The organism is Streptomyces sp. NPDC048419 (assembly GCF_043200415.1).
In the GTDB taxonomy this organism is placed as follows: Bacteria; Actinomycetota; Actinomycetes; order Streptomycetales; family Streptomycetaceae; genus Streptomyces.
Map to the genome: position 1 here is coordinate 30565 of NZ_JBICXT010000006.1, position 24450 is coordinate 55014.

The window sequence follows — 24450 nt, forward strand, 5'->3', positions numbered from 1 at the left end:
GGGCACGGGAAGTTCAATTCCGGGACACCTTGTGGCCCGGTGGAGTCCGGGGCCCGGTCAGCGCAGGGCGTGTCCGGTGGTCGCGTCGACGTGCCCGGGGACCTCGTCGTGGCGGTCGCCGACGGTCGAGGTGCCGGTCGGTTCGAGCATGAGGATCTCGGTGGGCACGCGCGCGTACGGCTTGTGCTCGGTGCCGCGGGGGACGGTGAAGACCGCACCGCGCGCGAGGACGACCGTGCGCTCGCCGGCCGGCTCGCGCAGGGAGATGTGCAGCTCGCCCGAGAGCACCAGGAAGAACTCGTCGGTGTGGTCGTGCACGTGCCAGACGTGCTCGCCCTCGACCTTGGCGACACGGACGTCGTAGTCGTTGACGGAGATGACGATGCGGGGGCTCCACCGGTCGGTGAAGGAGGCGAGGGCATCGGTCAGCAGGACGGGTTCGGCGGTCATGCACACCATCGTCGGCGGTGGCCCGGCCCGGGCACGAGTGCTAGAAATCGCACATGCCGCAAGGATCCTCGCAAGCACGGACGCGCACGCAGCGGACCGGTACGCGCACAGGACGGCCGCACCGGGTCGCGGTCATCGTCGACGAGGGCACCAACCCCTTCGAGGTGGGCGTCGCGACCGAGCTCTTCGGGCTGCCGCGGCCCGAACTCAGCCTTCCCGCCCCGCTGTACGAGGTGACGCTGTGCGCGCCCGCGCGCGAGGTGCGCATGAACCACGGCTTCTTCACGCTGACCGGGGTGGCGGGGCTGGACGCCGTGGACGACGCGGACACCCTCGTCGTGCCCGGCCGGCCGGACAACGTCGTACCGCGCGGCGAAGCCGTTCTGGAGGCGATCCGGCGCACCCACGCGCGCGGGGCGCGCGTCATGAGCCTGTGCACCGGCAGCTTCGCGCTCGCCGAGGCCGGGCTGCTCGACGGACGGCGGGCCACCACCCACTGGATGTGGGCAGGCACCTTCCGCGAGCTGCATCCGAAGGTCCTGCTGGAGCCCGACGTGCTCTTCGTCGACGAGGACCGCATCCTGACCGCCGCGGGCAGCGCGGCCGCGCTCGACCTCGGGCTGCACGTCGTACGGCAGGACCACGGCGCGGAGATCGCCAACGCCGTGTCCCGGCGCCTGGTCTTCGCCGCCCACCGGGACGGCGGGCAGCGGCAGTTCGTGGAGCGTCCGGTGCCCGCGGTGCCCGAGGAGTCGCTCGCTCCCCTGCTGGCGTGGGCCCAGGAGCGGCTGGACGCGCCGCTGACGGTAGGGGACCTCGCGGCCCGCGCGGCCGTCTCCTCCGCCACCCTGCACCGGCGCTTCCGTACCGAACTCGGCACGACCCCGCTGGCCTGGCTGACGGGGGAGCGGGTGGCGCTCGCCTGCCGGCTGATCGAGCGCGGGGAGGAGCGGCTGGACGTGGTGGCGGCGAGGAGCGGTCTGGGGACCGCGGCGAACCTTCGCGCGCGCGTGCGGGCCGGGACCGGACTCAGCCCGTCGGCCTACCGGCGGCGTTTCGGACCGGCCGCCGGGGAAGCGGTGACGGTATGAGATTCCTCGTACGCGACCGGCTCCTCGGCTTCGGTGACGACTACTGGATCGAGGACGACCACGGCAACAAGGTGTTCCTCGTCGACGGCAAGGCCATGCGCCTCAGGGACACCTTCGAGATCAAGGACACGCGCGGGCGCGTCCTGATCGACATCCACCAGAAGATGTTCGCCCTGCGCGACACGATGGTGATCGAGCGCGAGGGCGAGGCCCTGGCCACCATCAGGCGCAAGCGCCTGTCCCTGCTGCGCAACCACTACCGGGTGGCCCTGGTCGACGGCACCGAGCTCGACGTCAGCGGCAAGATCCTGGATCGGGAGTTCGCCGTCGAGTACGACGGGGAGCTGCTGGCGGTGATCTCCCGGCGCTGGCTGCACGTCCGTGAGACGTACGGCGTCGACGTGGTGCGCGACGACGCGGACCCGGCGCTGCTGATCGCCGTGGCGGTGTGCGTGATCCACCTGGCGGAGAAGGAACGGGAGGACTGAGGAACGGGAGGACTGAGGAATGCGAGAACCGACGTAGGGAGGCGGGGCGTTCGCGACAGGACCTAGCGGCGGCGCGGCGGCTCCAGGCCGAGCATGCGGTCCTTGAGGGCCGGGAACTGCTCCCGGGTCGTCGCGACCTTCCCGGGCTCGAACTCCACGGTGAGGACCTCCTCGCCGGCGCCCGCCTCCGCGAGCACCTCGCCCCACGGATCCACCACGATCGAGTGACCCGCCTGCGGAACTCCGGCATGCGTCCCGGCCGTTCCACAGGCGAGCACGAACGCCTGGTTCTCGACCGCCCGCGCCTGGGCCAGCAGCGTCCAGTGCGACCGGCGGCGCTCCGGCCAGCCCGCCGGGACGACAAGGGTCTCGGCGCCGGCGTCGACGAGACCGCGGAAGAGCTCGGGGAAGCGGAGGTCGTAGCAGGTCGCAAGGCCGAGGGTGGTCCCGGGCAGACGAACCGTCACCAGGTCCTGGCCCGCGCCCATCAGCACGGCCTCGCCCTTGTCGAAGCCGAACCGGTGGATCTTGCGGTAGGCGGCGGCGAGGTCGCCGGAGGGGGAGAGGAGGAGCGAGGTGTTGTAGAGGGAGCCCTTCGGGTCGCGCTCGGGGATCGAGCCCGCGTGCAGCCAGACGCCCGCGTCGCTCGCGGCCTTCGCCATGGCTTCGAGAGTCGGGCCCTGGAGCGGTTCGGCCTCGGTGGCGAAGTCCTCGTAGGCGAAGGCGCCCGTGGTCCACAGCTCCGGCAGCACGACCAGATCGGCCCCGGCCTGATCCCGTACCAGCGACGCCACCCGGCGCCGACGCGATTCGACCGATTCGCCCTCGTTCACGTCGATCTGGAGCACAGAGGCGCGCACAGTACCACCGTCCTGGCATTCGAGCCGTCCACACGGGCCTACGATCGTCACACGAAAGCACTGCCGGGGTGCCTCACAGCAGCGTAACTTAGCGTCTCAAGACACCCGCCGAGTGCAGCCACCTCCCGCTGGCAACGCTGCCACCAACCGCCCGTGTACCGACCGCCGAGGGGTCCCGTTCCGTGAGTCTGCATCCCACCCTCCAGCCCTACGCCGACGCCTGGACCCACTCCATCGAAGCGATATCCGAACTGGTGGGGCCGCTTGTGGAGGGAGAGTGGAACAGGCGAACGCCGTGCCCGGGCTGGTCCGTACGTGATGTGGTCTCCCATGTCATCGGCCTCGACTGCGAGATGCTCGGCGACCCGCGCCCCATCCACACGCTGCCGCGCGACCTGTACCACGTCACCAACGACCAGCAGCGCTACACGGAGATCCAGGTCGACGTCCGCCGCCACCACACGGCACCGGAGATGACCTCCGAGCTCGAGTACGTGATCATCCGCCGCAACCGCCAGCTGCGGAACGAGAACCGGGACCCCGGCACCAAGGTGCGCGGCCCGCTCGGCGCCGAGACCACGCTCGAAGAATCCATGCGCAAGCACGCCTTCGACGTGTGGGTGCACGAGCAGGACCTGCGCGCCGCCCTCGGGCGCCCGGGCGACCTCGACTCCCCCGGCGCGCACATCGCCCGGGACGTGCTCCTCGCCAAGCTGCCGGAGGTCGTCGCCGACATGGCGGGCGCGCCGCGCAGTTCGGCGATCGTCTTCGACGTGCACGGCCCGATCGAGTTCCTGCGCACCATCCGCGTCGACATCCAGGGCCGCGGCACCCTCGAGACCGCCCCGGCGCTCGGCCCCGCCGCCACGCTCACCCTCGACTGGGAGACCTTCGTCCGCCTGGCCTGCGGCCGGGTGACTGCGGAGGCCGTGGCCGACCGGGTGAAGGCGGAGGGCGACCCGGAGCTGACGTCGGCGATACTGCGGAACTTCACGGTGACGTCGTAGGACGCGGGCCGGCTCAGCGGTCCTCGGTCACCGAGGTGGCGACACCGCCGGCGATCACGACCTTGGCCGACACACCCTTCTTGGCGGCGGCCTCGAGCTGGTCGAGCGTGCACGTGTACATCGACTGGGACATCGGGCTGCCGCAGATGGTGCCGGCGCCTCGGACGGCGGTGTCGTCGGCGACGTAGAACGCCTGCTCCACGCCCTTCATGTCGGAGACCGTGTACTTGCCCGGCGCGAGGTAGCTCACGTTGCCGAGCCAGGTGCCGCTCACGCCCTTCGCGCCGGTGCCCGAGCCGTTCTCGACGTCGTGGCGCTCGCGTACGACGGTGGCGATGCCGTTCTTCAGCGTCACGTCGGCGGTGACGGCCGCCTTCTCGGTGGCCGTCTCCAGCTGGTCGAGGGTGCAGCGCGGGCGGGCCTCGGAGCGGGGGCTGCCGCACACCTTGCCGGCGCCGTAGACCGCGGTGTCGTCGGCGACGAAGAACTCCTGGTCGGTCTTTCCGGGGGCGTGCACGATGTACTTGCCGGGAGCGAGGTAGCTGACCGTGCCGCCGGTGAAGGCGCCGGTGACGCCGTGCCTGGTGCTCGACGCGTTCCGCGCGGCCGCGCCGGAAGAGCCGTGCTTGGCGGACGAGCCCGAGGACGACGTCCCGTGCCGGGACGTCTTCGACACCGACCGGTGCTGGGAGCCGCTCCCGTTCCTGGCGCCGTCGCTCGACGAGCCGCTGTGCGCGGAGCCGCTCTGACAGGCCGTCATCAGCAGGCCGGCGGTGATCGCTGCGGTGACGAGGGCGGCCTTGCGGACCTGGCGGTTCATCGACGGGTTCCCTTCGGAGGCGAGGACTGCGTTCTCCGACTATGAGGGCCCGGAGGTCCCTCAGGTCACGCCTGTCCTCGCTTCACGACACCGTTGTCACACGCCTGGGACAGAGCAACACCTGTGCTGTGAAAGGCCTGTCGCGGTGCACCGCACCGCCTCACACGGGCACGTGCAGCGTCTCCACCCGGCTCGCCACCAGCCGCTCCCGCTCGCGCCGCGCGACCCGCCTGCGCAGCCGAAGGATCTGGCTGATCCCGAGCGCCTGGAGCACGAACACCGCGGAGAAGGCGATGGAGTAGTCGTCGCCGGTGGCGTCGAGCAGCACGCCGATCGCGAAGAGGGTGGTCATCGACGCCACGAAACCACCCATGTTGGTGATCCCGGAGGCCGTCCCCTGACGCGCGGCCGGGTTGGCGGGCCGCGCGAAGTCGAAGCCGATCATCGACGCCGGACCGCACGCGCCGAGCACCGCGCACAGCACGATCAGCAGCCACATCGGCGCCGTGTCGGCCGGGTAGGCGATCGTCGCCGCCCACACCGTCGCCGTCGCCGCCACGGTCCCGAGCGCCAGCGGCAGCCTCGCGGCGTGGTGCCGGGCGATGATCTGGCCGTAGACGAGGCCCACGGCCATGTTCGACAGGACGACCAGCGTCAGCAGTTCGCCGGCCGTGGCGCGGGAGAGGCCCTGCGCCTGGACCAGGAACGGCATGCCCCACAGCAGCAGGAACACCATCGCCGGGAACTGGGTCGTGAAGTGCACCCACAGCCCGAGCCGGGTCCCCGGCTCCCGCCACGAGGCCGCGATCTGCCGCCGCACGTACGCGGCGCCCTGGTGCGGCAGCGGCTCCGGTTCGTGGCCCTCGGGGTGGTCCTTGAGGAACAGCAGGAGCAGGACGAGGACGACGACGCCGGCGAGCGCGCTGCCCGCGAAGGCGGCCGTCCATCCCACGCCGTGCAGCAGCCGGGACAGCACCAGCGTGGAGACCAGGTTGCCCGCCATGCCGACGAGACCCGCGAGCTGCGCGATCATCGGTCCGCGGCGGGCCGGGAACCAGCGGGTGCCGAGCCGCAGCACGCTGATGAACGTCAGCGCGTCACCGCAGCCGAGCAGCGCGCGCGAGGCGAGCGCCGTGCCGTACGAGGGGGAGAAGGCGAAGCCCAGCTGCCCCGCCGTGAACAGCACCACCCCGATGGTCAGCACCTTCTTCGTACCGAGCCGGTCGACCAGCAGGCCGACGGGTATCTGCATGCCGGCGTAGACCAGCAGCTGAAGGATCGAGAAGGTGGACAGCGCCGAGGCGTTGACGTGGAAGCGGTCGGCGGCGTCGAGTCCGGCGACCCCGAGGGACGTACGGAAGATCACGGCGACGAAGTAGACGGAGACGCCGATGCTCCACACGGTCATCGCGCGGCGGCCGCCCGGCGGATCACCCGGCAGGGTGACCGAGGAGGACGAGGCGGAGCTCATCGGACCTCACCCCGCGCCAGGTGCGAGAACCAGCTGACGTGCCGGTGGACGACGTCGACCGCCGCCTCCACGTCACCCGAGCGCAGCGCCTGGAGGATCTCCGCGTGCTCGGCGAGGGTCTTGGCGACCCGGTCGGGGTGGGAGTGCATGACGGCGACGCCCATCCTCAACTGGCGGTCGCGCAGCTGGTCGTAGAGCCGGGAGAGGATCTCGTTGCCGCCGCTGCGGACGATCTCGGCGTGGAAGCAGCGGTCGGTCACGGCGGCCGCGGCGAGGTCACCCGCGGCGACCTGCTCCCGCTGCTTCGCGAGGAGTTCCCCGAGCCGCTCCACCAGGCCCGCGGGCGCGGGCACGGCCTTGCGCGCCGCGTGCTCCTCGACCAGCAGCCGGGTCTCCACCACGTCCGCGATCTCCTGCGCGGACACGGGCAGGACCAGGGCTCCCTTCTTCGGGTAGAGCCTGATCAGCCCTTCCACCTCCAGCCGCAGCAGCGCCTCGCGCACCGGGGTGCGCGACACCCCCACGGCCTCGGCGAGTTCACCCTCGGTCAGCAGGGTGCCACCCTCGTAGCGCCGCTCCAGGACACCCTGCTTGACGTGGGTGTACACGCGATCGGCGGCAGGTGGTTGCTTGGTGGCCAGGGTCCCCGGGGTGCTCATGCGGACAGCATAGATACAACAGGTACGCATGAAAGATCCGGTCCATCATCCGGACGGCCCCGCGTCGGAGATAATCCGCCCCAGCAAGAACACAACCTTCTGTGCTACTTACGTGTCACACACCTGCGGCCCTCCTTTCTTTCCCCTTCAACTCGGCCGCGCATCAGGGGCATTCAACGTAATCGGGGTATCTCAGTTGATTAGTGCCAACATCGGCATGAAGGGTCGCCGGCTGCGCAGAGCCGCCGCGGTCAGCGTCACCGCAGGCGCGGTGCTCGTGACCGGCGCCCTGGCCGCCGCGCCCGCACAGGCGGTCACGACGCCCTCCATCGTGGCCAAGGGCGGCTTCGTGATGAACAACTCCAACGCCAAGACGCTGTACACCAAGGCCGCGGACACCAAGCGCTCCACCGGTTCCACCACCAAGATCATGACCGCGAAGGTCGTGCTCGCGCAGTCGAACCTGAACCTCGACTCCAAGGTGACGATCCAGAAGGCGTACAGCGACTACGTCGTCGCCAACAACGCCTCCCAGGCGCATCTGATCGTCGGCGACAAGGTGACGGTCCGCCAGCTGCTGTACGGCCTGATGCTGCCCTCCGGCTGCGACGCCGCCTACGCGCTCGCGGACAAGTTCGGCGCGGGCTCGACGCGGGCCGCGCGGGTGAAGTCGTTCATCGGCAAGATGAACACCGCCGCCAAGAACCTGGGCCTGACCCACACCCACTTCGACTCGTTCGACGGCATAGGGAATGGGTCCAACTACTCGACGCCGCGCGACCTGACGAAGATCGCCAGCAGCGCGATGAAGAACTCCATGTTCCGCACGGTCGTCAAGACGAAGAAGTACACGGCCAAGACCGTCACCAAGACGGGCAGCACCCGCACGATGGCCGCCTGGACCAACACCAACGGCCTGCTCAGCAGCTACAGCGGCACCATCGGCGTGAAGACGGGCTCCGGCCCCGAGGCCAAGTACTGCCTCGTCTTCGCCGCCACCCGCGGCGGCAAGACGGTCATCGGCACCGTCCTCGCCTCCTCCTCGATCGCCCAGCGCGAGTCGGACGCGAAGAAGCTCATGACCTACGGCTTCGCCAAGATCTGAAGCCCGCGCGGCACGCATGACGCACGAAGGGCCCCGTCGCCATCGGTGACGGGGCCCTTTCGTCTCAGCGGGTGCCGTGCCGGACCGTCACGACCAGGTCATCAGCCTCTTCGGCTGCTCCAGGATCGCGGCCACGTCCGCCAGGACCCTGGAGCCCAGCTCACCGTCGACCAGTCGGTGGTCGAAGCTCAGCGCCAGGGTGGTGACCTGACGGGGCTTCACCTTGCCCTTGTGGACCCACGGCTGGAGCTTGATCGCGCCGATCGCGAGGATCGCGGACTCGCCGGGGTTGAGGATGGGCGTACCGGTGTCGACGCCGAAGACGCCGACGTTCGTGATCGTCACCGTGCCGCCCTGCATCGCGCCCGGGGACGTCCTGCCCTCGCGCGCGGTGGACACCAACGCGCCCAGCGACTCGGCCAGTTGCGGCAGGGTCTGGACGTGCGCGTCCTTGATGTTCGGGACGATCAGGCCGCGCGGTGTGGCCGCCGCGATGCCCAGGTTGACGTAGTGCTTGACCACGATCTCCTGCGCCGCCTCGTCCCAGGAGGCGTTGATGTCCGGGTTGCGCCGGATCGCGACCAGCAGGGCCTTGGCGATCAGCAGGAGCGGGTTCACCCGCAGGCCCGCGAACTCCTTGTCCTGCTTGAGCTCCTCGACCAGCTTCATCGTGCGGGTCACGTCCACCGTCACGAACTCCGTGACGTGCGGCGCCGTGAACGCCGAGCCGATCATGGCCTGGGCCGTGGCCTTGCGCACCCCCTTGATCGGGATACGGGTCTCACGGGCCGCGTCGTACGCCGGCGCCGGAGCCGCGACGGGGGCGGGGGCGGGGGCCGCGGGGGCCTCCACCGCCGGCTGCGGCGCCTGGGCCGGTACGGTCGCGGCGTGGACGTCCTCGCGCGTGATGATGCCGTCCGGGCCGGACGGGGTGATCGTGGCCAGGTCGACGCCCAGGTCCTTCGCCAGCTTGCGCACCGGCGGCTTGGCGAGGGGGCGCGGCTTCTCGGCCGTCCCCGCGGAGGCCGCAGAGGCGGCGGAGGCGGCGGAGGGGGCGGCAGCCGTGTCGGCCGGACCGTGGCCGTTCAGCTCCGTCTGCAGGGCCGTGGAGGCCTGGGAGACCACGGCCTCGGGGCCCTTGCGCGGGCGGCGCTTGGTGGAGGACGTGGCCACGCCGTAACCCACCAGGACCGGCTGGCGGCCGGAGCCCTCGGGCTTCTTCTCCTCCGAGGCGTCCGAGCCGTCCGAGACATCCGAGGCCGTCTCCTCGGACTCCGGCGCGGGGGCGGCCGCTCCGCCGGACACGTCCACCGCGATGATCGCCGTGCCCACGTCCACCGTGGTGCCCTCGGGGAAGCGCAGGTCGCGGACCACCCCGTCGTACGGGATGGGCAGTTCGACCGCCGCCTTCGCGGTCTCGACCTCGCACACCACCTGGCCGTCGGTGACCGTGTCGCCGGGCTGGACGTACCACTTGAGGATCTCGGCCTCGGTGAGGCCCTCGCCCACGTCCGGCATCTTGAACTCGCGTACGGACGCTTCCGTCATCGTCGTCACGACCCTCTCCTCAGTACGCCAGGGCGCGGTCGACGGCGTCGAGCACCCGGTCCAGGCCCGGCAGGTACTCCTCCTCCAGGCGGGCCGGCGGGTACGGGGCGTGGTAGCCGCCGACCCGGAGCACCGGGGCCTCCAGGTGGTAGAAGCAGCGCTCCGTGATCCGGGCGGCGATCTCCGCGCCCGAGCCGAAGAACACCGGCGCCTCGTGGACCACGACCAGGCGGCGCGTCTTCTCCACCGAGGTCTGGATGGTGTCGAAGTCCAGCGGGGACACCGAGCGCAGGTCCAGGACCTCCAGGGACTTGCCCTCCTCGGCGGCCGCGTCGGCCACCTCCTGGCAGAGCTTCACCATCGGGCCGTACGCGGCGAGGGTGACGTCGGTGCCGGGGCGGACGATCTGCGCCTTGTGCAGCGGTCCCGGGATGGCCTCGCTGTTGACCTCGGCCTTGTCCCAGTAACGCCGCTTCGGCTCGAAGAAGATCACCGGGTCGTCGCTCTGGATGGCCTGCTGCATCATCCAGTAGGCGTCCGAGGCGTTGGACGGCGAGACGACCTTCAGGCCCGACACGTGCGCGAACAGCGACTCCGGGGACTCGGAGTGGTGCTCGACCGCGCCGATGCCGCCGCCGTAGGGGATGCGGACGACGACCGGGAGCTTGACCTTGCCCAGCGAGCGCGCGTGCATCTTCGCGAGCTGCGTGACGATCTGGTCGTACGCCGGGAAGACGAAGCCGTCGAACTGGATCTCCACGACCGGGCGGTAGCCGCGCAGGGCCAGGCCGATCGCGGTGCCGACGATGCCGGACTCGGCCAGCGGGGTGTCGATGACCCGGCTCTCGCCGAAGTCCTTCTGCAGTCCGTCCGTCACCCGGAAGACGCCGCCGAGCTTGCCGACGTCCTCGCCCATGACGAGAACCTTGGGGTCGGCCTCCAGGGCGCGCCGCAGCGACTCGTTGATCGCCTTGGCCAGGGCCAGCTTCTCCGCTGCCATGGTCAGACCCCCTCTGCATCCGTGAACGACGCCTGGTAGGCGGCGAACTGGGCTCGCTCCTCGTCGACGAGCGCGTGCCCGTCCGCGTACACGTTCTCGAAGATGGCGAAGTGGTCCGGGTCCGGCATGGCGCGGACCGCCTCACGCACTCGCTTGCCCAACGCTTCGCTCTCGGCCTCGAGTTCCGCGAAGAATCCCTCGTCCGCGTGGTTTGCGGCCTCCAGGTACCGGCGCAGGCGCAGGATCGGGTCCTTCGCCTCCCAGGCCTCGCGCTCCTCGTCGGCCCGGTACTTCGTCGGGTCGTCGGAGGTGGTGTGCGCGCCCATGCGGTAGGTGTACGCCTCGACGAGCGTCGGGCCCTCGCCGTTGCGCGCCCGCTCCAGTGCCCACCGGGTGACGGCGAGGCAGGCCAGCACGTCGTTGCCGTCCACTCGCACGCCCGGGAAGCCGTAGCCCTGGGCGCGCTGGTAGAGCGGGACGCGGGTCTGCTTCTCGGTCGGCTCGGAGATCGCCCACTGGTTGTTCTGGCAGAAGAAGACCACCGGCGCGTTGTAGACCGCGGAGAAGGTGAAGGACTCCGCGACGTCGCCCTGGCTGGAGGCGCCGTCGCCGAAGTAGGCGATCACCGCGCTGTCCGCACCGTCCTTGGCCACGCCCATCGCATAGCCCGTCGCGTGCAGCGTCTGGGAGCCGATGACGATGGTGTAGAGGTGGAAGTTGTTGCTGTTGGGGTCCCAGCCGCCGTTGTTCACGCCGCGGAACATGCCCAGCAGGTTGGTGGGGTCGACCCCGCGGCACCAGGCGACGCCGTGCTCGCGGTAGGTCGGGAAGACGTAGTCGTCCTCGCGGGTGGCCCGGCCGGAGCCGATCTGGGCGGCCTCCTGGCCCAGCAGCGAGGCCCACAGACCCAGCTCGCCCTGGCGCTGGAGCGCGGTGGCCTCGGCGTCGAAGCGGCGGGTGAGCACCATGTCGCGGTACAGGCCGCGGAGCTCATCCGGGGTGATGTCGGCGACGTACTTTTCGTACACCGCGTTGTCTGCGTGCTTCAGCCGCTCGCCCTCGGGCGTCAGCAGCTGCACGAGCTCGGGGTCGGTGCCCGGCGCGTTCCTTGCGGTCGTGCGCTTGCCGGCCGTGCTCTTGGTTCCGGCGCTGCGTCGCGGTTTGCGCGCGGCAGTGCTCTCCACGGTCACGTGTGCTCCTCCGTCGGTCCGGCTACCCGGGTTCGCCGGGTGCCAGTGCGGCTCACCTGTTGTCCCACGGACGCACAGGGTGGGTGCGGCCCGGTCGGGAACAGGTGTGACAGGTGCCCCGGCGAGCGCCCTGCAGAAGGCACGTTACCCAGTGCTCCACAATTCTGTGAAACCCCTCCTGACCTGCGATTTTGCTTGGATTTCCAAGTAAATCGCGAAAGTCTGGAACAACTCCTGGTCACAGCCTTGCAGGGGGCCGGAACAACGGCACGTTATCCCGGTGACCCAGCTCACGGGAAGAGTCCACCTCGGGCGGTACTCCTACCCCCGTGTGAGACTGCGTACGTGCGCGGAGAAGGAAAAATCCGGGTATTCCTCCTCGACGATCACGAAGTGGTCCGGCGCGGTGTGCACGAACTGCTGTCGGTCGAGGGCGACGTCGAGGTGGTCGGCGAGGCGGGCACGGCCGCCGAGGCGCTGGTACGGATTCCGGCCACCCGGCCCGACGTCGCGGTCCTCGACGTACGCCTCCCGGACGGCAGCGGCGTCGAGGTGTGCCGCGACGTCCGCTCCCGGGACGAGTCCGTGCAGTGCCTGATGCTCACCTCGTACGCCGACGACGAGGCCCTGTTCGAAGCGATCATGGCGGGCGCCTCCGGCTACGTTCTCAAGGCCATCCGGGGGTTCGAGCTGCTGACGGCCGTGCGGGACGTGGCGGCCGGCAGGTCCCTGCTCGACCCGGTGGCCACCGCGCGCGTGCCGGCGCGGCTGCGCGACGGGGGCGGCCCCAAGCAGGACGACCGGCTCGCGCACCTCACCGACCAGGAGCGCAGGATTCTCGACCTCGTCGGCGAGGGCCTCCCCAACCGCCAGATCGGCGAGCAGCTGCATCTGGCCAAGACGATCAAGAACTACGTGTCGAGCCTGCTGCCCAAGCTCGGCATGCAGCGGCGCTCCCAGGCAGCCGCGTACGTGGCACGAATGCAGGCGGAAAAGCACTGAGAGTGATCGGGAAACGAGCAATTGAGGACTTACGTCCCTGCCGCCGCTCCTCGCCCGCACGCACAGTGAGTGCATGCACTCCGACGAACGGCTCGCCGTCGACCTGCCGGCCCGCACCGACTACGGCCGCGTCGCCACGAGCATGCGCGCCCTGCCCTTCCTCGCCTTCGCCCGGCACGTCGTCGAGGACGGCCGGGTACTGCTGCGCCTGCCCCGCAGCTGCGGCTACCACCGGGCCTGCGTCGGCAGCGTCGTCGCGTACGGCTCCGACAACCTGAGCTCGGTGCGGCCGGGCGAGAGCCTGTGGTGCGTCCAGATCGTCGGCGAGTGCACGGCCCACGAGCCGACGGCCGCCGAGGCCGAGCGGTTCGGGGCGGCGCCCCGGCTGGTGGACGGAGTGCCGTACGAGCCCGTCCATCTGCGCATCGAGCCGCGGTTCGGGACGGTGCACTCGGCCGACGACGGCCTGGAACGCCATTTCGCGCACATGCTGTGACCGATTGCGACTGCCTGTGACAACGCCCAGCTCACAGGCCTGGCTCGTGCCCTACCATCTGGCGCGTGCCGCGCTCCTCCGTACCACCCCCCGTGCCTCACGCGCCCCCGCTGGGCGACCTGCTGCGCCAGTACACCGCCGGTTCCGCGGTCACCTGCGAGCCCGTCGACCAGGGCCTGCTCAACCGGGGCTACCGGCTGTGCACCACGCGCGGCCGCTACTTCCTCAAGCACCACTTCGACCCCGAGACCGCCGACCCGGCCGCCATCGCCCGCCAGCACCGGGCCACCCAGCGCCTGGCCGACCTGGGCGTGCCGGTCGCGCCCCCGCTGCCCGGCCGGGACGGCCGTACGGTCGCCGTCGTCGGCGGGCACGCGTACGCGCTGCACCCCTGGGTCGAGGGACGGCATCGGCACGGCGGGCAGCTCACCACCGTGCAGTGCGGCCGGCTCGGGGCGCTGCTGGGGGTGGTGCACGCGAGCCTGGATCGGGTGATGCCGGCACACGCGCGTGCCCGCACCGCGCCCGAGGCCGCCGACCCCGCCGACACCTTCACCCTCATCGACGACCTGCTGGGCCGGGTACGCCGGCACCACCCCGCCGACTCCTTCGACGAGCTGGCCCGCCACCGGCTCCTGGAACGCCGCACGCTCCTGGAGCAGCACGCCGAGAGGCGTCCCCGTTGCGGGAGTTCGGTGGGCTGGGTGCACGGCGACTTCCACCCGTTCAACCTGCTCTACCGGGGAGACGCGCCCGCGGCGATCGTCGACTGGGACCGGCTGGGCCTCGGCCCGCGCGCGGAGGAGGCGGTGCGGGCCGCCGCGATCTTCTTCGTACGGCCCGCCGGCGCGCTCGACCTGCCCAAGGTGCGCGCCTACGCGCGCGCGTACCGGCGGGCGGCGGGCGCCACGCCCTCCGAGCTCGCGGCGGCCGTGCACCGCGTGTGGTGGGAGCGGCTCAACGACTTCTGGATGCTGCGCTGGCACTACGAACGCGGCGACACCCGCGCCGACCCCCAGTTCCCGGCCGCCTCCGCCCTGGCGGTGTGGTGGACGCGGGAGTACGACGCGGTGTGCGGGGCGTTCGTGGACTGATCCGTCAGCCGCCGATGCCCTGGGTCACGCCGCCGTTGGCGGCACCGCCGTCCGTCGGGTCCCCGGTCGGGTCTCCCGTCGGGTCGGTCTGCGACTGGGTCGGCTGCGCCGTCGGCTTCGAGGACGTCGGCTGGTCCGTCGGCTCGTCGGTGGGCTGGTTCGTCTCGCTCGCGGACGGCGTGGACGACGGCGTGTACGAGGGCGTGTAGTCCCCCGAGCCGCCGCTCGTGGAGTTGTCGTCCGTGGAGGTGTCCGTCGAGTCGTCGGTCGGCTCGGAGCTGGGCGTCCGGCTGGCCGAGTCGTCCTTCGTGGAGTGGGTGGCGCTGGGCGACTTGGTGGTGCCCGGGTCGGCGCCACCGCCGCCGCCCTTGTTCAGCGCAAGGGCGACGCCCGCCGCGATGGCGATCACCGCGAGCACGGCGAGGATCCACAGCTTGCCGCGGCCGCCGCCCCTGTTGCCGTGCCCCTCGAAGCCGCCGTCGTCCCGGCCGCCGTAGCCGCCGGGCATGCCCTGCTGCGGGATCTGCGTGGTCCCGGAGGCGTCACCGGGGTGCGGCAGCACCTGGGTGCCGGCGAAGCCCGCCGCAGGGGTGTGCCGGCCCTCGTGCATGTCGACCGGGCCGGTGTTCCAGGTGCCGGTGTGGCCGCCCTGGTCGTAGAGCATCTGGAGGCCGTACTGGACGAGCCCGCGCATCTCCTCGGCGGTCTGGAAGCGGTCGTCCGGTTCCTTCGCCAGCGAGCGCATGACAAGACCGTCGAGCTCGGGCGGGGCTGCGCCGCCGGAGGTCTGCGAGGGCGGCACGGGCACGTCCTGGACGTGCTGGTACACCACCGACAGCGGGGTCTCGCCGACGAACGGGGGCCGCAGTGCGAGGAGTTCGTAGAGCAGGCAGCCCGTCGCGTACAGGTCGGAGCGGTGGTCGACGGCCTTGCCGAGCGCCTGCTCCGGGGAGAGGTACTGGGGGGTGCCCATGACCATGCCGGTCTGCGTCATCGTCGTGGACGCGCCGTGCAGGGCGCGGGCGATGCCGAAGTCCATCACCTTGACGGCGCCGGTGTCGGTGATGATGACGTTCGCCGGCTTGATGTCGCGGTGCACGATGCCGTGCTGGTGCGAGTAGGCGAGCGCCTCCAGGACACCGGAGACGATGATCAGGGCCTGCTCGGGACCCGGCGCCTCGGCGTTGATCAACAGGTCGCGGATGGTGCGGCCTTCGACGATCTCCATGACGATGTACGGGACCGCCTGGCCGCCCACGAAGTCCTCGCCGGAGTCGTACACGGCGACGATCGCGTGGTGGTTGAGGCCGGCCACGGACTGGGCCTCGCGCGTGAACCGGGCCTTGGACACCGGGTCCTCGGCGAGGTCGGCGCGCAGCAGCTTGACCGCGACGGTGCGCCCGAGGCGCACGTCCTCGGCGGCGAACACCTCTGCCATGCCGCCGCGGCCGAGTCTGCGGGTCAGCCGGTACCGGCCGTCCCCGACAAGCCCGCCGTTACCCCACATCTCCGGCGCATCTGACATACCGCCGCCAGTCGCCTCGGGGTCGGACGGGCCCTGAGCGCGCTGCTGCTGTGCCATCAGTCCTCGCCGTCGTTTCTGCCCGCGGTGAGCGCGGTGTTGTTACGGTCTCCGTCGGCCACGCTACAGCCTCAACGCAACCCGCCGGTCCGAGAAGAGGGCCGGAACCGGATCGGGACGGACCGGCCATCAAACCGTCATCCGGCACTCTCGTGCAAATTGTGTGTACCGCCCGTACAGCGTCTGTAACGCTCCCGCGACGCTTGTATCGCGTACGGTCACGGATCGGGCACCGAACTTGACGTGTCACTGCCCTGGGGCAGACTTGGCCGGGAATAGCACTTTGGATCAACGACAGTCAATGGCGCCTGTAGGGCCACGGGGGAAGCGGAACATGAGCCAGGACGGCGCACAGGACCGGTACCAGGGGCGGGCGTTGGCCGGTGGCCGATATCAGCTGCGCGACCTGCTCGGCGAAGGCGGCATGGCCTCGGTCCACCTCGCGTACGACAGCGTGCTCGACCGACAGGTCGCGATCAAGACGCTCCACACCGACCTGGGCCGGGAACAGGCCTTCCGCGAGCGCTTCCGCCGTGAGGCCCAGGCCGTGGCCAAGCTCACGCACACGAACATCGTCTCGGTCTTCGACACCGGCGAGGACAACCTCGACGGGATGACGACGCCGTACATCGTCATGGAGTACATCGAGGGCCGCCCGCTGGGTTCGGTGCTCGACGAGGACGTACGGCAGTTCGGCGCGATGCCCGCCGACAAGGCGCTGAAGATCACCGCGGACGTGCTCGCGGCGCTGGAGATCAGCCACGAGATGGGCCTGGTCCACCGCGACATCAAGCCGGGCAACGTCATGATGACCAAGCGCGGCGTGGTCAAGGTGATGGACTTCGGCATCGCGCGCGCCATGCAGTCCGGTGTGACCTCGATGACGCAGACCGGCATGGTCGTGGGCACCCCCCAGTACCTCTCGCCCGAGCAGGCGCTGGGGCGGGGCGTGGACGCCCGGTCCGACCTCTACTCGGTCGGCATCATGCTGTTCCAACTGGTCACCGGGCGGCTGCCGTTCGACGCGGACTCGCCGCTCGCGATCGCGTACGCGCACGTGCAGGAGGAGCCGGTCGCTCCGTCGTCGATCAACCGGGCGCTGCCGCCCGCGGTGGACGCGCTGGTCGCCCGCGCGCTGAAGAAGAACCCCAACGAGCGTTTCCCGAACTCCGAGTCCATGCGCGACGAGTGCCTGCGCGTGGCCGCGTCCTTCCAGGCCACCCCGCCGAGCATCGTGCCGGGCGCGCCCGCCCAGGCCGGTTCCGGCGTCGGCTCCGCGGTCTTCCCGCCGGTCGACCAGTCGACCACGGCGCCGACGGGCCCCGTGCAGACGCCGTACCAGCCGGCCCCGAACCCGTACGGCGCCCCGTCCGCGCCGTCCCCGGCCTACGGCTACCCGCAGCAGGGCGGCTACCAGACGCCGTCCCCGTACGGGCAGCCGTCGACCCCGCCGCCGTACAACCTCACGCCTCAGCCCGCCGCGGCCCCCGCGGGCGGCGGCAGGACCAACAAGCCGGTGATCATCGGCTCGATCGTCGTCTCGATCATCGCGGTCGGCGGTCTGGTCGCCGCGCTGATGCTCAACGGCGGCGGCAGCGGCGACGAGGGCAAGGGCGGCGGCGGCAGCGCGAGCGCGTCGACGACGAAGGCGGCGGGCTACCGCGGGCCGGACACGTCGAAGAAGATCGACGTGAGCGAGTGCAAGGAGCCGCAGGAGTCGTACAACGACCCCGACAAGATCCAGCTGCCCAACTTCCGGTTCAAGTACATCGGATCGGTCAAGGAGTGCCTGCAGGCGGCGGGTTGGCAGCTGAAGATCAAGAAGGTCGACGAGAACACGTACGGCGAGGGCTCGGTCATCGACCAGTTCCCCTCCGCCACGACGGACCTCGACCCGAAGAACATGCCGCAGATCGAGCTCAGCGTCTCGTCGGGCAACCCGCCGTCCTGACCGGCGCGCCAGACATGGAAGGGCCCGGCAGCCTCGGCTGCCGGGCCCTTTCTCTCGAGTTCCTAGAGGTACGGTCCGCCCGAGTGGCCGCCGGCCTGGCGGTCCTCGGTACCGTCAGGGCCGACGCCCGGCGGTAGCGCGCGCCGCATCTGCTCCAACTGGGCCCGCGCGGCCATCTGCTGGGCGAACAGCGTGGTCTGGATCCCGTGGAAGAGACCCTCCAGCCAGCCCACCAACTGGGCCTGCGCGATACGCAGTTCGGAGTCGCTCGGAGTGCCGTCGTCCGTGAACGGCAGAGAGAGCCGCTCCAGCTCCTCCACCAGCTCGGGCGCCAGCCCGTCCTCCAGCTCCTTCACCGAGCTGCGGTGGATGTCCTTCAGCCGGGCCCGGCTCGCCTCGTCCAGGGGAGCCGCGCGCACCTCCTCCAGGAGCTGTTTGATCATGCTGCCGATCCGCATCACCTTGGCCGGCTGCTCGACCTGCTCCGTCACCGGAATCTCGCGGGAGTCCTCGTCTGTGCCGCCGCCAATCGCCATACCGTCCTGGCCCACGACCAGGATCTGGGGATTCTCCGGCGACCTGTCGTTCCTCGGCATCTCCATGCCGCCATTCTCTCGCACCCATGCATCTCATCACCGTGGTGCCCCCCGTGTGCGGTGATCCACCGTTTACGGGGCGGGAGTTTCCGTGCGCAGCCGCAGCAGCCGGGCCTCGCAGTGCTCCAGCCAGCGGATCTCGGCCTCCGCGTGGCAGATGATCTGCTCCAGGACCAGCAGCCGGGCCACCTCGTCCGGGTGCCCGGGCGTCCGCGCGAGCGCCTGCGCCCGCTGCCGCACGTACTCGTGCAGCGCCTCCGCCACATGGTGGCGCTGCGCCTCGACGACCGCGCGTACGTCGACGCCGGGTGCGCCGACCGCCAGCGCCAGCTTGATCGCCAGCTCGTCGCGCGGCGGGCCGGCCCGCTCCACGGGGCGCGCGAACCAGGCCGCCAGCTCGGTCCGGCCGGTCCCCGTCAGCGCGTACAGTGCCCGACCGGCCTCGTCCTCGCCGTCGTGGACGACCATCCCGTCCCGCTCCAGTCGGCCGAGAGTGGTGTAGACCTGTCCGATGTTCAGGGGCCAGGTACCGCCGGTGCGCGCCTCGAACTCGGTGCGCAGCCGTGAGCCGTAGCGGGGGCCCTGTTCGAGGAGCGCCAGCAGTCCATGACGTATCGACATACCCGGATTGTGCAGCGATTTCGGATTTTTGGCGGTACACAGCGTGCCGGAAGTGCGGCCCGGTGTGAGCCTTGAGGCGTGACTCCATGGCTGCGTGCTTTGCAGGGGGCCGGACTGGTGGTGGGGGTGGGCACGGGCGTGCTCGTGTCCCCCTGCGGGGGCGGGGTGGCGTACGGGGCTGAGGTGTACGGGGCTGTCGCGTCGTACGGGGGCGTTTCGTCGTACGGGAGCGTTTCGTCGGACCGGGCTGTCTCGTCGGACGGGAGCGTTTCGTCGTACGGGAGCGTTTCGTCGGACCGCGCCGTCTCGTCGTACGCGGCCGGGTCGTCGGGGGCGGTTCTGTCCGGCCATGGGCCTGTCGCGACGCACTCCCCCGGATCGACCCACAAGCCAGGTCCGACGCACGGGCCCGCCCCGTCGGACGAAGCCGGACGGGGGGACGAGGGCGACTCGGGGGACGAGGCCGGGAGCGGAGACGAGGCCGGATCGGGCGACGAGACCGGGATGGGGTCCCACGCCAGGCACACGCACGACGCCGGCACCCCGGAGGCCGCGCCCCGCCGGTCCAACTCCCCCGAGGTCACGCCGAAGCCGTCGCGCGCCGGGAGTGTGGCGGGTGAGGGGCGGGAGCGGCCCGGGCGGCGGGAGACGCCGTCGGCGGACGAGTCGGCCGGCGACTCCTCGGACCAAGGGGAGGACCAGAGCGACCAGGGCGCGGACCCGGGGTACCCGCAGGGGCAGGACGAAGGGGACGGGACGGGTGACGCGTCCGCGACGCCGCCCGCGGAGGCGGGAATGGTGCCGTCGCAGCCGGCGCGGCACCCCGCCCAGCAGGCCGCGACCCCGGCCGAGCCCGTCCTGCGGATCCTGCCGCTCGGCAGCGGCCTGGTCCTGATCGGGCTCGGTCTGGGGTTCGCCTTCATCGGCCTGCGGCTGCGGCGGGCCTAGGAAGCCCGGCGGCCACCGGGCCTCAGCGCACGACCAGCAGCACCTTGCCCACGTGACCGCTCTCCTCCACGACCCGGTGGGCCGCGGCGGCGTCGCTCATCGGGAGCTCACGGTCGACGACCGGGCGGACGTGGCCGCCGTCGAGCAGGGGCCACACATGCTCGCGTACGGCCGCGACGATCGCCGCCTTCTCCCCGAGCGGACGGGCGCGCAGCGAGGTCGCGCTGACCGCGGCCCGCTTGTTCAGCAGCATGGCGATGTTCAGCTCGCCCTTGATGCCGCCCTGCATGCCGATGATGGCGAGGCGGCCGTTGACGGCGAGGGCCCGGACGTTGCGGTCCAGGTACTTGGCGCCCATGTTGTCGAGGATGACGTCGGCGCCCGCGCCGTCGGTGGCCTTCTTGATCTCCTCGACGAAGTCCTGCTCCTTGTAGTTGATCAGGATGTCCGCGCCCAGAGCGGCGCACTGCTCCAGCTTCTCCTTGGTGCCCGCCGTCACGGCGACCTTGGCGCCGACCGCCTTGGCCAGCTGGATCGCCATGGTGCCGATGCCGCTGGAACCGCCGTGCACCAGCAGCGTCTCGCCGGGGCGCAGATGGGCGACCATGAAGACGTTCGACCAGACGGTGCAGACCACCTCGGGCAGCGCGGCGGCCTGCTTGAGGTCGATGTCCTTGGGCACCGGCAGCAGCTGGCCGGCCGGGATCGCGACCTTCTCGGCGTAGCCGCCGCCCGCGAGCAGCGCGCAGACCTCGTCGCCGACGGCCCAGCCCGAGACGCCGGGGCCGACCGCGGTGATACGGCCGGAGCACTCCAGGCCGGGGTAGGGGGACGATCCCGGCGGGGGGTCGTAGAAGCCCTGCCGTTGCAGGATGTCGGCGCGGTTGACGGCGCCGGCCACCACCTCGACCAGCACCTCGCCCTCACCGGCCACCGGATCGGGGACCTCGTCCCACACCAGCGCCTCGGGCCCACCAGGTTCGGGAATCGTGATCGCATGCATGAGGGGGACGCTACTCCTCGCCACGCGGGCGACCCGGACCGCGGGCCTGCGCCGAGAGGAGCGTCCGCAAGTGATCACTCCTTTGACATGGACCGGACGCCGGGCGTGACCTGCGCGCCCGGCGTCGCCCGGACGATCGTGATCAGACGGTCCGTCAACTGCAGTGTCCCGATGGCCGGATCGTCGTAGCCGAGCACCCGGTGCCCTCGTATGACGCTCACCACCAGGTCCTCCGTCTCCCTCGGGCCCCGGCCCACCTCGGCCTTCACGACCGGCCGTTCGACCATGTCGAGCCCGGTGCCCTGCTGGATGAGGTCCTCCAGCACCATGCCGGCCACGGGGCTGAGCACGGACAGGCCGAGCAGGCGGCCGGCCGCGCTCGCGCTGGTGATGACGGCGTCGGCGCCGGACTGCTCCAGCAACGGCGCGTTCTCCTCCTCGCGCACCGCCGCCACGATCTTGGCCCCTCGGTTGAGCTGCCGGGCCGTCAGCGTGACCAGCACGGCGGTGTCGTCGCGCTGGGTGGCGATGATGATCTGCCGCGCCCGGTGCACCTCGGCCCGCTTGAGCACGTCGCTGCGGGTCGCGTCGCCGATCACCCCGGCGAAGCCCTCGGCCGTCGCGGCGTCGATCACCTTGGAGCTGGGGTCGACCACGACGACCTGCTCCTTCTTCAGGCCCGTCGCACAGACGGTCTGTACCGCCGAGCGCCCCTTCGTCCCGAAGCCGACGACGACGGTGTGCTCACGCAAGGTGGACCTCCAGCGGTTGAGTCGCCACTCGTCGCGGGTGCGTTCGGTGAGGACCTCGAGCGTGGTGCCGACCAGGATGATCAGGAAGAGCACCCTCAGCGGCGTGACGACGAAGATGTTGGTGAACCGGGCGGCGTCGCTGACCGGGGTGATGTCGCCGTATCCGGTGGTGGAGAGGGTGACGGTCGCGTAGTAGAAGGCGTCGAGCAGGTCGACCGACTGGTCGGAGGTGTCGTTGTAGCCCTCGTGGTCGGCGTAGACGATCAGGGCGGTCGCGAACAGCACCAGCAGCGCCAGCAGCAGTCGCCTGCCCACCTGCCGGATCGGGCGCTCCACCACCTTCCTCGGCAGTTTCACCCGGTGGGTCACGAGATGTTCGTCCGCCTGGCGGGCGATCGCGTCATGGCCCGGCAGTTTCACGTGAAACACACTCCGATTCCGGCGGAGGCCCAGGGCAGATCGAGAAGTTCCAGCTCCTGGCCGGAGCCGGCGCCGCCCGGTGGCACGACGGCGAGGGCGTCGGCCGCCGCGATACCGCGCAGCATGGCCGGGCCGTTGTAGTGCAGCGGCACCGCACGGTCGCCGCGCAGCACGACGGGGATGAGCCGGGTGTCGTACGGATGCCCGTGGGCCGCTTCCTGGATCGGCAGCGTGTACGGCTCCGGGGCAGGGCGTGCGGCCAGCGTGCGCAGCAGGGGCTCGGCGAGGGTGAGCAGGCCGGAGACGGCGGCGAGGGGGTTGCCGGGAAGGCCCACCAGGTGCTGGTCGTCCTTGGTGCGGGCCAGCAGCATTGGGTGGCCGGGGCGCACCTTCACGCCGTCCACGAGGAGTTCGGCGCCGATACGGCGCAGGGTGGGGTGGACATGGTCGACGGGGCCGGAGGCCGTGCCCCCGGTGGTGACGATCAGGTCGGCGTCCGAGCCGGTGACGGCCTTGCGCAGGGCCTTCTCGTCGTCGCCGAGCCGTCGTACGGAGGTGACGTCGGCGCCCAGCGCGCGCAGCCAGGGTGGCAGCATCGGGCCGAGGGCATCCCTGATCAGCCCGTCGTGCGGCGTTCCTTCGGTGAGCAACTCGTCGCCCAGCACGAAGACATGGACCCGGGGGCGGGGGACCGCGGTGACCGTGTCGTAGCCGGCGGCCGCGGCGAGACCGAGCACGGCCGGGGTCACGAGGGAGCCGACGGGCAGGAGCTGGTCGCCGGAGCGGCACTCCTGGCCGCGCGGGCGGATGTCCTGGCCGTGGTGCATGTCGCGGGTGGCGTGCAGCCGGCCCTTGTCGTCGGTGCGGCCGTGCTCGGAACGGATCACGGCGGTGGTGTCGAGGGGGATACGGGCGCCGGTGGCGATACGGACGGCCTCGCCGTCGGTGAGGGCCTCGGGCTCGGTGTGCCCGGCCAGGACGCCCTCGTCGCGCACGTCCCAGGGACCGGGGCCCGCGACCGCCCAGCCGTCCATGGCGGAGGTGTCGAAGGAGGGCAGGTCGGTGAGGGCGGTGAGCGGGGCGGCGAGGGTGAGCCCGAGAGAGGAGGCGAGGGGGACCGAGACGAGGGCGCGGCGGGTGCCGGCGCGGGCGGCGCGGGCGGCGATCACCCGGGCCTCGGGCCAGGAGGTGGCGCGGTGGTGGGCATCGGGTTTGTGCGGCGCGCCGTGGTGGTGACCGGAAGCGGCGGGCGCAGGCACACTTTCGCCGGCGACGCGGCCGTCGTGGTCGTTCACGAGGGCGAGCACCTCCTCGACGTCCAGGTCCTCGGCGTCCTCGCCGGTGCGGGCCGAGCGGGCGGTCATCCGGCGTCCGGACGACTGTCGGGCGTGGCGTCCGGTGCCGCGTCGGCCTTGGCGGCGGCGGCCTCGTCCGCCCAGCGCTGGGCGAGCGCGGCGGCCTTGCGGGAGGCTTCGGCGACGGCTTCGGGGCCGCCGCCCGCCCGGCCGGCCGCGTACCCGACGAGGAAGGTGGTCAGGGGCGCCGCGGGCCTGGCCACACCGTGGGCGGCGTCGCGGGCGAGGTCGAGCAGGAGTCGCATGTCGACGTCAAGGTCGATGCCCAGCTCGTCCTTGGCTGCGGAAATCCATTCATCCAACACGTGCCCATGCTCCCTGATACGTGCCCTGGCGGCGGCGATGTCGTCCCAGGTGTCGCAGTCGAAGGACGCGACGGGGTCCGGGACGCGGGTGAGGTCGAGGGCGCCGGTCAGCCGGCGCAGCGGCAGGCCGGTGAGGCCGCCGTGCTCGGTGGACAGCGCGGCCAGCCCGCGGCGCAGCGCCTCCGCGCGATAGGCCGCCACTAGGGGCTGGTCGCGGCCGTCCGTGTCGGTGAGCAGGACGCCGTCGGCGTCGCTCGCGCGCAGCGCGGTCAGCAGCCGCCCTACCGTGGCCGCCCCGAGGAACGGCAGGTCCGCGGAGAGGACGAGCAGCTCGCCGGCCGTGGTGCGGCGCAGCCCGGCGCCGAGCGCGGCGAGGGGTCCCCCGCCGGGCGGGTCCTCGCGGGCCCACAGCACGGGCCGCGCGGTGGGCCGGGCGTCGGCCACCACGACGGTCGTGCGCGCGTCGGCGCAGGCGGTCAGGACGCGGTCGAGCAGCGCCCGGCCGCCCACGTGGACGCCGGGCTTGTCCGCGCCGCCGAGCCGCCGCGCGGCGCCGCCCGCGAGCACGACGGCGTCGTACGGCGGGACGGCGGCGCGATCACCGGAGGGCTCGTACGAGGTCACCCCCCGAGTATG

General features: G+C 71.5%; 24 protein-coding genes. 9 read left to right on the forward strand and 15 right to left on the reverse strand.

Going from position 1 to position 24450, the window contains the following annotated elements; all coding sequences use genetic code 11:
* Positions 1–57: 57 nt before the first annotated feature.
* Positions 58–450: a cupin domain-containing protein gene (locus tag ACGFYN_RS15250; protein ID WP_393866293.1), complete on the reverse strand. Its 393-nt coding sequence runs from the start codon at positions 448–450 to the stop codon at positions 58–60.
* A 53-nt stretch (positions 451–503) separates the two neighbouring features.
* On the opposite strand from ACGFYN_RS15250, the gene ACGFYN_RS15255 reads away from it, so the two are divergent.
* Positions 504–1541 carry a GlxA family transcriptional regulator gene (locus tag ACGFYN_RS15255; RefSeq protein ID WP_393866294.1) on the forward strand — a complete coding sequence of 346 codons (1038 nt, stop codon included), beginning with the start codon at positions 504–506 and terminating at the stop codon, positions 1539–1541.
* On the forward strand, positions 1538–2029 hold the full coding sequence (locus tag ACGFYN_RS15260; protein ID WP_393866295.1) for an LURP-one-related/scramblase family protein: 492 nt from the start codon (positions 1538–1540) through the stop codon (positions 2027–2029). Before ACGFYN_RS15255 ends, ACGFYN_RS15260 begins: the two co-directional genes overlap by 4 nt.
* A gap of 62 nt (positions 2030–2091) precedes the next feature.
* On the opposite strand, the gene ACGFYN_RS15265 is transcribed toward ACGFYN_RS15260, so the two are convergent.
* Positions 2092–2889: a carbon-nitrogen family hydrolase gene (locus ACGFYN_RS15265; RefSeq protein WP_393866296.1), complete on the reverse strand. Its 798-nt coding sequence runs from the start codon at positions 2887–2889 to the stop codon at positions 2092–2094.
* 182 nt (positions 2890–3071) lie between these two features.
* Here ACGFYN_RS15265 and ACGFYN_RS15270 point away from each other — a divergent pair, with 182 nt between their 5' ends.
* Positions 3072–3896, forward strand: coding sequence for a maleylpyruvate isomerase family mycothiol-dependent enzyme (locus ACGFYN_RS15270; protein ID WP_393866297.1), 825 nt, complete (start codon positions 3072–3074; stop codon positions 3894–3896).
* A 13-nt stretch (positions 3897–3909) separates the two neighbouring features.
* Here ACGFYN_RS15270 and ACGFYN_RS15275 read toward each other — a convergent pair whose 3' ends face one another.
* The 3 genes from ACGFYN_RS15275 to ACGFYN_RS15285 form a co-directional block, all read right to left on the reverse strand.
* Entirely contained in the window at positions 3910–4716 is an 807-nt protein-coding gene (locus ACGFYN_RS15275; RefSeq protein WP_393866298.1) for a hypothetical protein, read from the reverse strand.
* Positions 4717–4876: 160 nt separating this feature from the next.
* On the reverse strand, positions 4877–6187 hold the full coding sequence (locus ACGFYN_RS15280; protein ID WP_393866299.1) for a nitrate/nitrite transporter: 1311 nt from the start codon (positions 6185–6187) through the stop codon (positions 4877–4879).
* On the reverse strand, positions 6184–6846 hold the full coding sequence (locus ACGFYN_RS15285; protein WP_393866300.1) for a GntR family transcriptional regulator: 663 nt from the start codon (positions 6844–6846) through the stop codon (positions 6184–6186). Before ACGFYN_RS15285 ends, ACGFYN_RS15280 begins: the two co-directional genes overlap by 4 nt.
* A 217-nt stretch (positions 6847–7063) precedes the next feature.
* Here ACGFYN_RS15285 and ACGFYN_RS15290 point away from each other — a divergent pair, with 217 nt between their 5' ends.
* Complete coding sequence (locus tag ACGFYN_RS15290; RefSeq protein WP_393866301.1) at positions 7064–7951, forward strand: D-alanyl-D-alanine carboxypeptidase family protein; 888 nt, start codon at positions 7064–7066, stop codon at positions 7949–7951.
* Between the two features lie 87 nt (positions 7952–8038).
* Here ACGFYN_RS15290 and ACGFYN_RS15295 read toward each other — a convergent pair whose 3' ends face one another.
* From ACGFYN_RS15295 to pdhA, 3 genes are read right to left on the reverse strand one after another with little or no spacing between them, the layout of a single operon-like run.
* A complete protein-coding gene (locus ACGFYN_RS15295) occupies positions 8039–9508 on the reverse strand; it encodes a dihydrolipoamide acetyltransferase family protein (RefSeq protein ID WP_393866302.1) in 1470 nt (489 codons plus the stop codon).
* A gap of 10 nt (positions 9509–9518) precedes the next feature.
* A complete protein-coding gene (locus ACGFYN_RS15300) occupies positions 9519–10499 on the reverse strand; it encodes an alpha-ketoacid dehydrogenase subunit beta (RefSeq protein ID WP_393866303.1) in 981 nt (326 codons plus the stop codon).
* Positions 10500–10501: 2 nt separating this feature from the next.
* Entirely contained in the window at positions 10502–11689 is a 1188-nt protein-coding gene (pdhA, locus tag ACGFYN_RS15305) for a pyruvate dehydrogenase (acetyl-transferring) E1 component subunit alpha (protein ID WP_393866304.1), read from the reverse strand.
* Positions 11690–12034: 345 nt separating this feature from the next.
* Between pdhA and ACGFYN_RS15310 the strand changes: the two genes are divergently transcribed.
* The 3 genes from ACGFYN_RS15310 to ACGFYN_RS15320 all read left to right on the forward strand — a co-directional run bounded on the left by ACGFYN_RS15310 (position 12035) and on the right by ACGFYN_RS15320 (position 14281).
* Positions 12035–12691: a response regulator gene (locus ACGFYN_RS15310; protein ID WP_393866305.1), complete on the forward strand. Its 657-nt coding sequence runs from the start codon at positions 12035–12037 to the stop codon at positions 12689–12691.
* A gap of 73 nt (positions 12692–12764) precedes the next feature.
* The gene (locus ACGFYN_RS15315; RefSeq protein ID WP_393866306.1) at positions 12765–13187 is read left to right on the forward strand and encodes a pyridoxamine 5'-phosphate oxidase family protein; all 423 of its coding nucleotides are present in this window, start codon (positions 12765–12767) and stop codon (positions 13185–13187) included.
* A gap of 92 nt (positions 13188–13279) precedes the next feature.
* Positions 13280–14281 carry a phosphotransferase gene (locus ACGFYN_RS15320; protein WP_393866576.1) on the forward strand — a complete coding sequence of 334 codons (1002 nt, stop codon included), beginning with the start codon at positions 13280–13282 and terminating at the stop codon, positions 14279–14281.
* Between the two features lie 4 nt (positions 14282–14285).
* Here the strand turns inward: ACGFYN_RS15320 and ACGFYN_RS15325 are convergent, their stop codons facing one another.
* On the reverse strand, positions 14286–15863 hold the full coding sequence (locus tag ACGFYN_RS15325; RefSeq protein ID WP_393866307.1) for a protein kinase: 1578 nt from the start codon (positions 15861–15863) through the stop codon (positions 14286–14288).
* Between the two features lie 334 nt (positions 15864–16197).
* Here ACGFYN_RS15325 and ACGFYN_RS15330 point away from each other — a divergent pair, with 334 nt between their 5' ends.
* Positions 16198–17814, forward strand: coding sequence for a protein kinase (locus ACGFYN_RS15330; RefSeq protein WP_393866308.1), 1617 nt, complete (start codon positions 16198–16200; stop codon positions 17812–17814).
* 62 nt (positions 17815–17876) lie between these two features.
* On the opposite strand, the gene ACGFYN_RS15335 is transcribed toward ACGFYN_RS15330, so the two are convergent.
* Positions 17877–18416, reverse strand: a complete 540-nt coding sequence (locus ACGFYN_RS15335; protein ID WP_393866309.1) for a bacterial proteasome activator family protein — start codon at positions 18414–18416, stop codon at positions 17877–17879.
* Positions 18417–18482: 66 nt separating this feature from the next.
* Positions 18483–19031 (reverse strand): PadR family transcriptional regulator, encoded by a 549-nt coding sequence (locus tag ACGFYN_RS15340; protein ID WP_393866310.1) that lies wholly within the window; start codon positions 19029–19031, stop codon positions 18483–18485.
* Between the two features lie 504 nt (positions 19032–19535).
* Here ACGFYN_RS15340 and ACGFYN_RS15345 point away from each other — a divergent pair.
* Positions 19536–19979: a hypothetical protein gene (locus ACGFYN_RS15345; RefSeq protein WP_393866311.1), complete on the forward strand. Its 444-nt coding sequence runs from the start codon at positions 19536–19538 to the stop codon at positions 19977–19979.
* Between the two features lie 22 nt (positions 19980–20001).
* Here ACGFYN_RS15345 and ACGFYN_RS15350 read toward each other — a convergent pair whose 3' ends face one another.
* The 4 genes from ACGFYN_RS15350 to ACGFYN_RS15365 form a co-directional block, all read right to left on the reverse strand.
* On the reverse strand, positions 20002–20982 hold the full coding sequence (locus ACGFYN_RS15350; RefSeq protein WP_393866312.1) for an NAD(P)H-quinone oxidoreductase: 981 nt from the start codon (positions 20980–20982) through the stop codon (positions 20002–20004).
* 74 nt (positions 20983–21056) lie between these two features.
* Positions 21057–22154, reverse strand: a complete 1098-nt coding sequence (locus tag ACGFYN_RS15355) for a potassium channel family protein (protein WP_393866313.1) — start codon at positions 22152–22154, stop codon at positions 21057–21059.
* Positions 22151–23518 carry a molybdopterin molybdotransferase MoeA gene (locus ACGFYN_RS15360; RefSeq protein WP_393866314.1) on the reverse strand — a complete coding sequence of 456 codons (1368 nt, stop codon included), beginning with the start codon at positions 23516–23518 and terminating at the stop codon, positions 22151–22153. The genes ACGFYN_RS15355 and ACGFYN_RS15360 overlap by 4 nt, the downstream gene beginning before the upstream one ends.
* A complete protein-coding gene (locus ACGFYN_RS15365) occupies positions 23515–24438 on the reverse strand; it encodes an NTP transferase domain-containing protein (protein ID WP_393866315.1) in 924 nt (307 codons plus the stop codon). The genes ACGFYN_RS15360 and ACGFYN_RS15365 overlap by 4 nt, the downstream gene beginning before the upstream one ends.
* Positions 24439–24450 lie beyond the last annotated feature (12 nt).

What these genes read in the sequence shown, in the direction of transcription:
- ACGFYN_RS15335 (WP_393866309.1), bottom strand. Translation starts at nt 18,416, where the DNA reads ATGGAGATGCCGAGGAACGACAGGTCGCCGGAGAATCCCCAGATCCTG.
- ACGFYN_RS15345 (WP_393866311.1), top strand. Translation starts at nt 19,536, where the DNA reads ATGGGGTCCCACGCCAGGCACACGCACGACGCCGGCACCCCGGAGGCC.
- ACGFYN_RS15260 (WP_393866295.1), top strand. Translation starts at nt 1,538, where the DNA reads ATGAGATTCCTCGTACGCGACCGGCTCCTCGGCTTCGGTGACGACTAC.
- ACGFYN_RS15340 (WP_393866310.1), bottom strand. Translation starts at nt 19,031, where the DNA reads ATGTCGATACGTCATGGACTGCTGGCGCTCCTCGAACAGGGCCCCCGC.
- ACGFYN_RS15300 (WP_393866303.1), bottom strand. Translation starts at nt 10,499, where the DNA reads ATGGCAGCGGAGAAGCTGGCCCTGGCCAAGGCGATCAACGAGTCGCTG.
- ACGFYN_RS15275 (WP_393866298.1), bottom strand. Translation starts at nt 4,716, where the DNA reads ATGAACCGCCAGGTCCGCAAGGCCGCCCTCGTCACCGCAGCGATCACC.
- ACGFYN_RS15255 (WP_393866294.1), top strand. Translation starts at nt 504, where the DNA reads ATGCCGCAAGGATCCTCGCAAGCACGGACGCGCACGCAGCGGACCGGT.
- ACGFYN_RS15280 (WP_393866299.1), bottom strand. Translation starts at nt 6,187, where the DNA reads ATGAGCTCCGCCTCGTCCTCCTCGGTCACCCTGCCGGGTGATCCGCCG.
- ACGFYN_RS15350 (WP_393866312.1), bottom strand. Translation starts at nt 20,982, where the DNA reads ATGCATGCGATCACGATTCCCGAACCTGGTGGGCCCGAGGCGCTGGTG.
- ACGFYN_RS15290 (WP_393866301.1), top strand. Translation starts at nt 7,064, where the DNA reads ATGAAGGGTCGCCGGCTGCGCAGAGCCGCCGCGGTCAGCGTCACCGCA.
- ACGFYN_RS15330 (WP_393866308.1), top strand. Translation starts at nt 16,198, where the DNA reads ATGAGCCAGGACGGCGCACAGGACCGGTACCAGGGGCGGGCGTTGGCC.
- ACGFYN_RS15285 (WP_393866300.1), bottom strand. Translation starts at nt 6,846, where the DNA reads ATGAGCACCCCGGGGACCCTGGCCACCAAGCAACCACCTGCCGCCGAT.
- ACGFYN_RS15250 (WP_393866293.1), bottom strand. Translation starts at nt 450, where the DNA reads ATGACCGCCGAACCCGTCCTGCTGACCGATGCCCTCGCCTCCTTCACC.
- ACGFYN_RS15325 (WP_393866307.1), bottom strand. Translation starts at nt 15,863, where the DNA reads ATGGCACAGCAGCAGCGCGCTCAGGGCCCGTCCGACCCCGAGGCGACT.
- ACGFYN_RS15315 (WP_393866306.1), top strand. Translation starts at nt 12,765, where the DNA reads ATGCACTCCGACGAACGGCTCGCCGTCGACCTGCCGGCCCGCACCGAC.
- ACGFYN_RS15360 (WP_393866314.1), bottom strand. Translation starts at nt 23,518, where the DNA reads ATGACCGCCCGCTCGGCCCGCACCGGCGAGGACGCCGAGGACCTGGAC.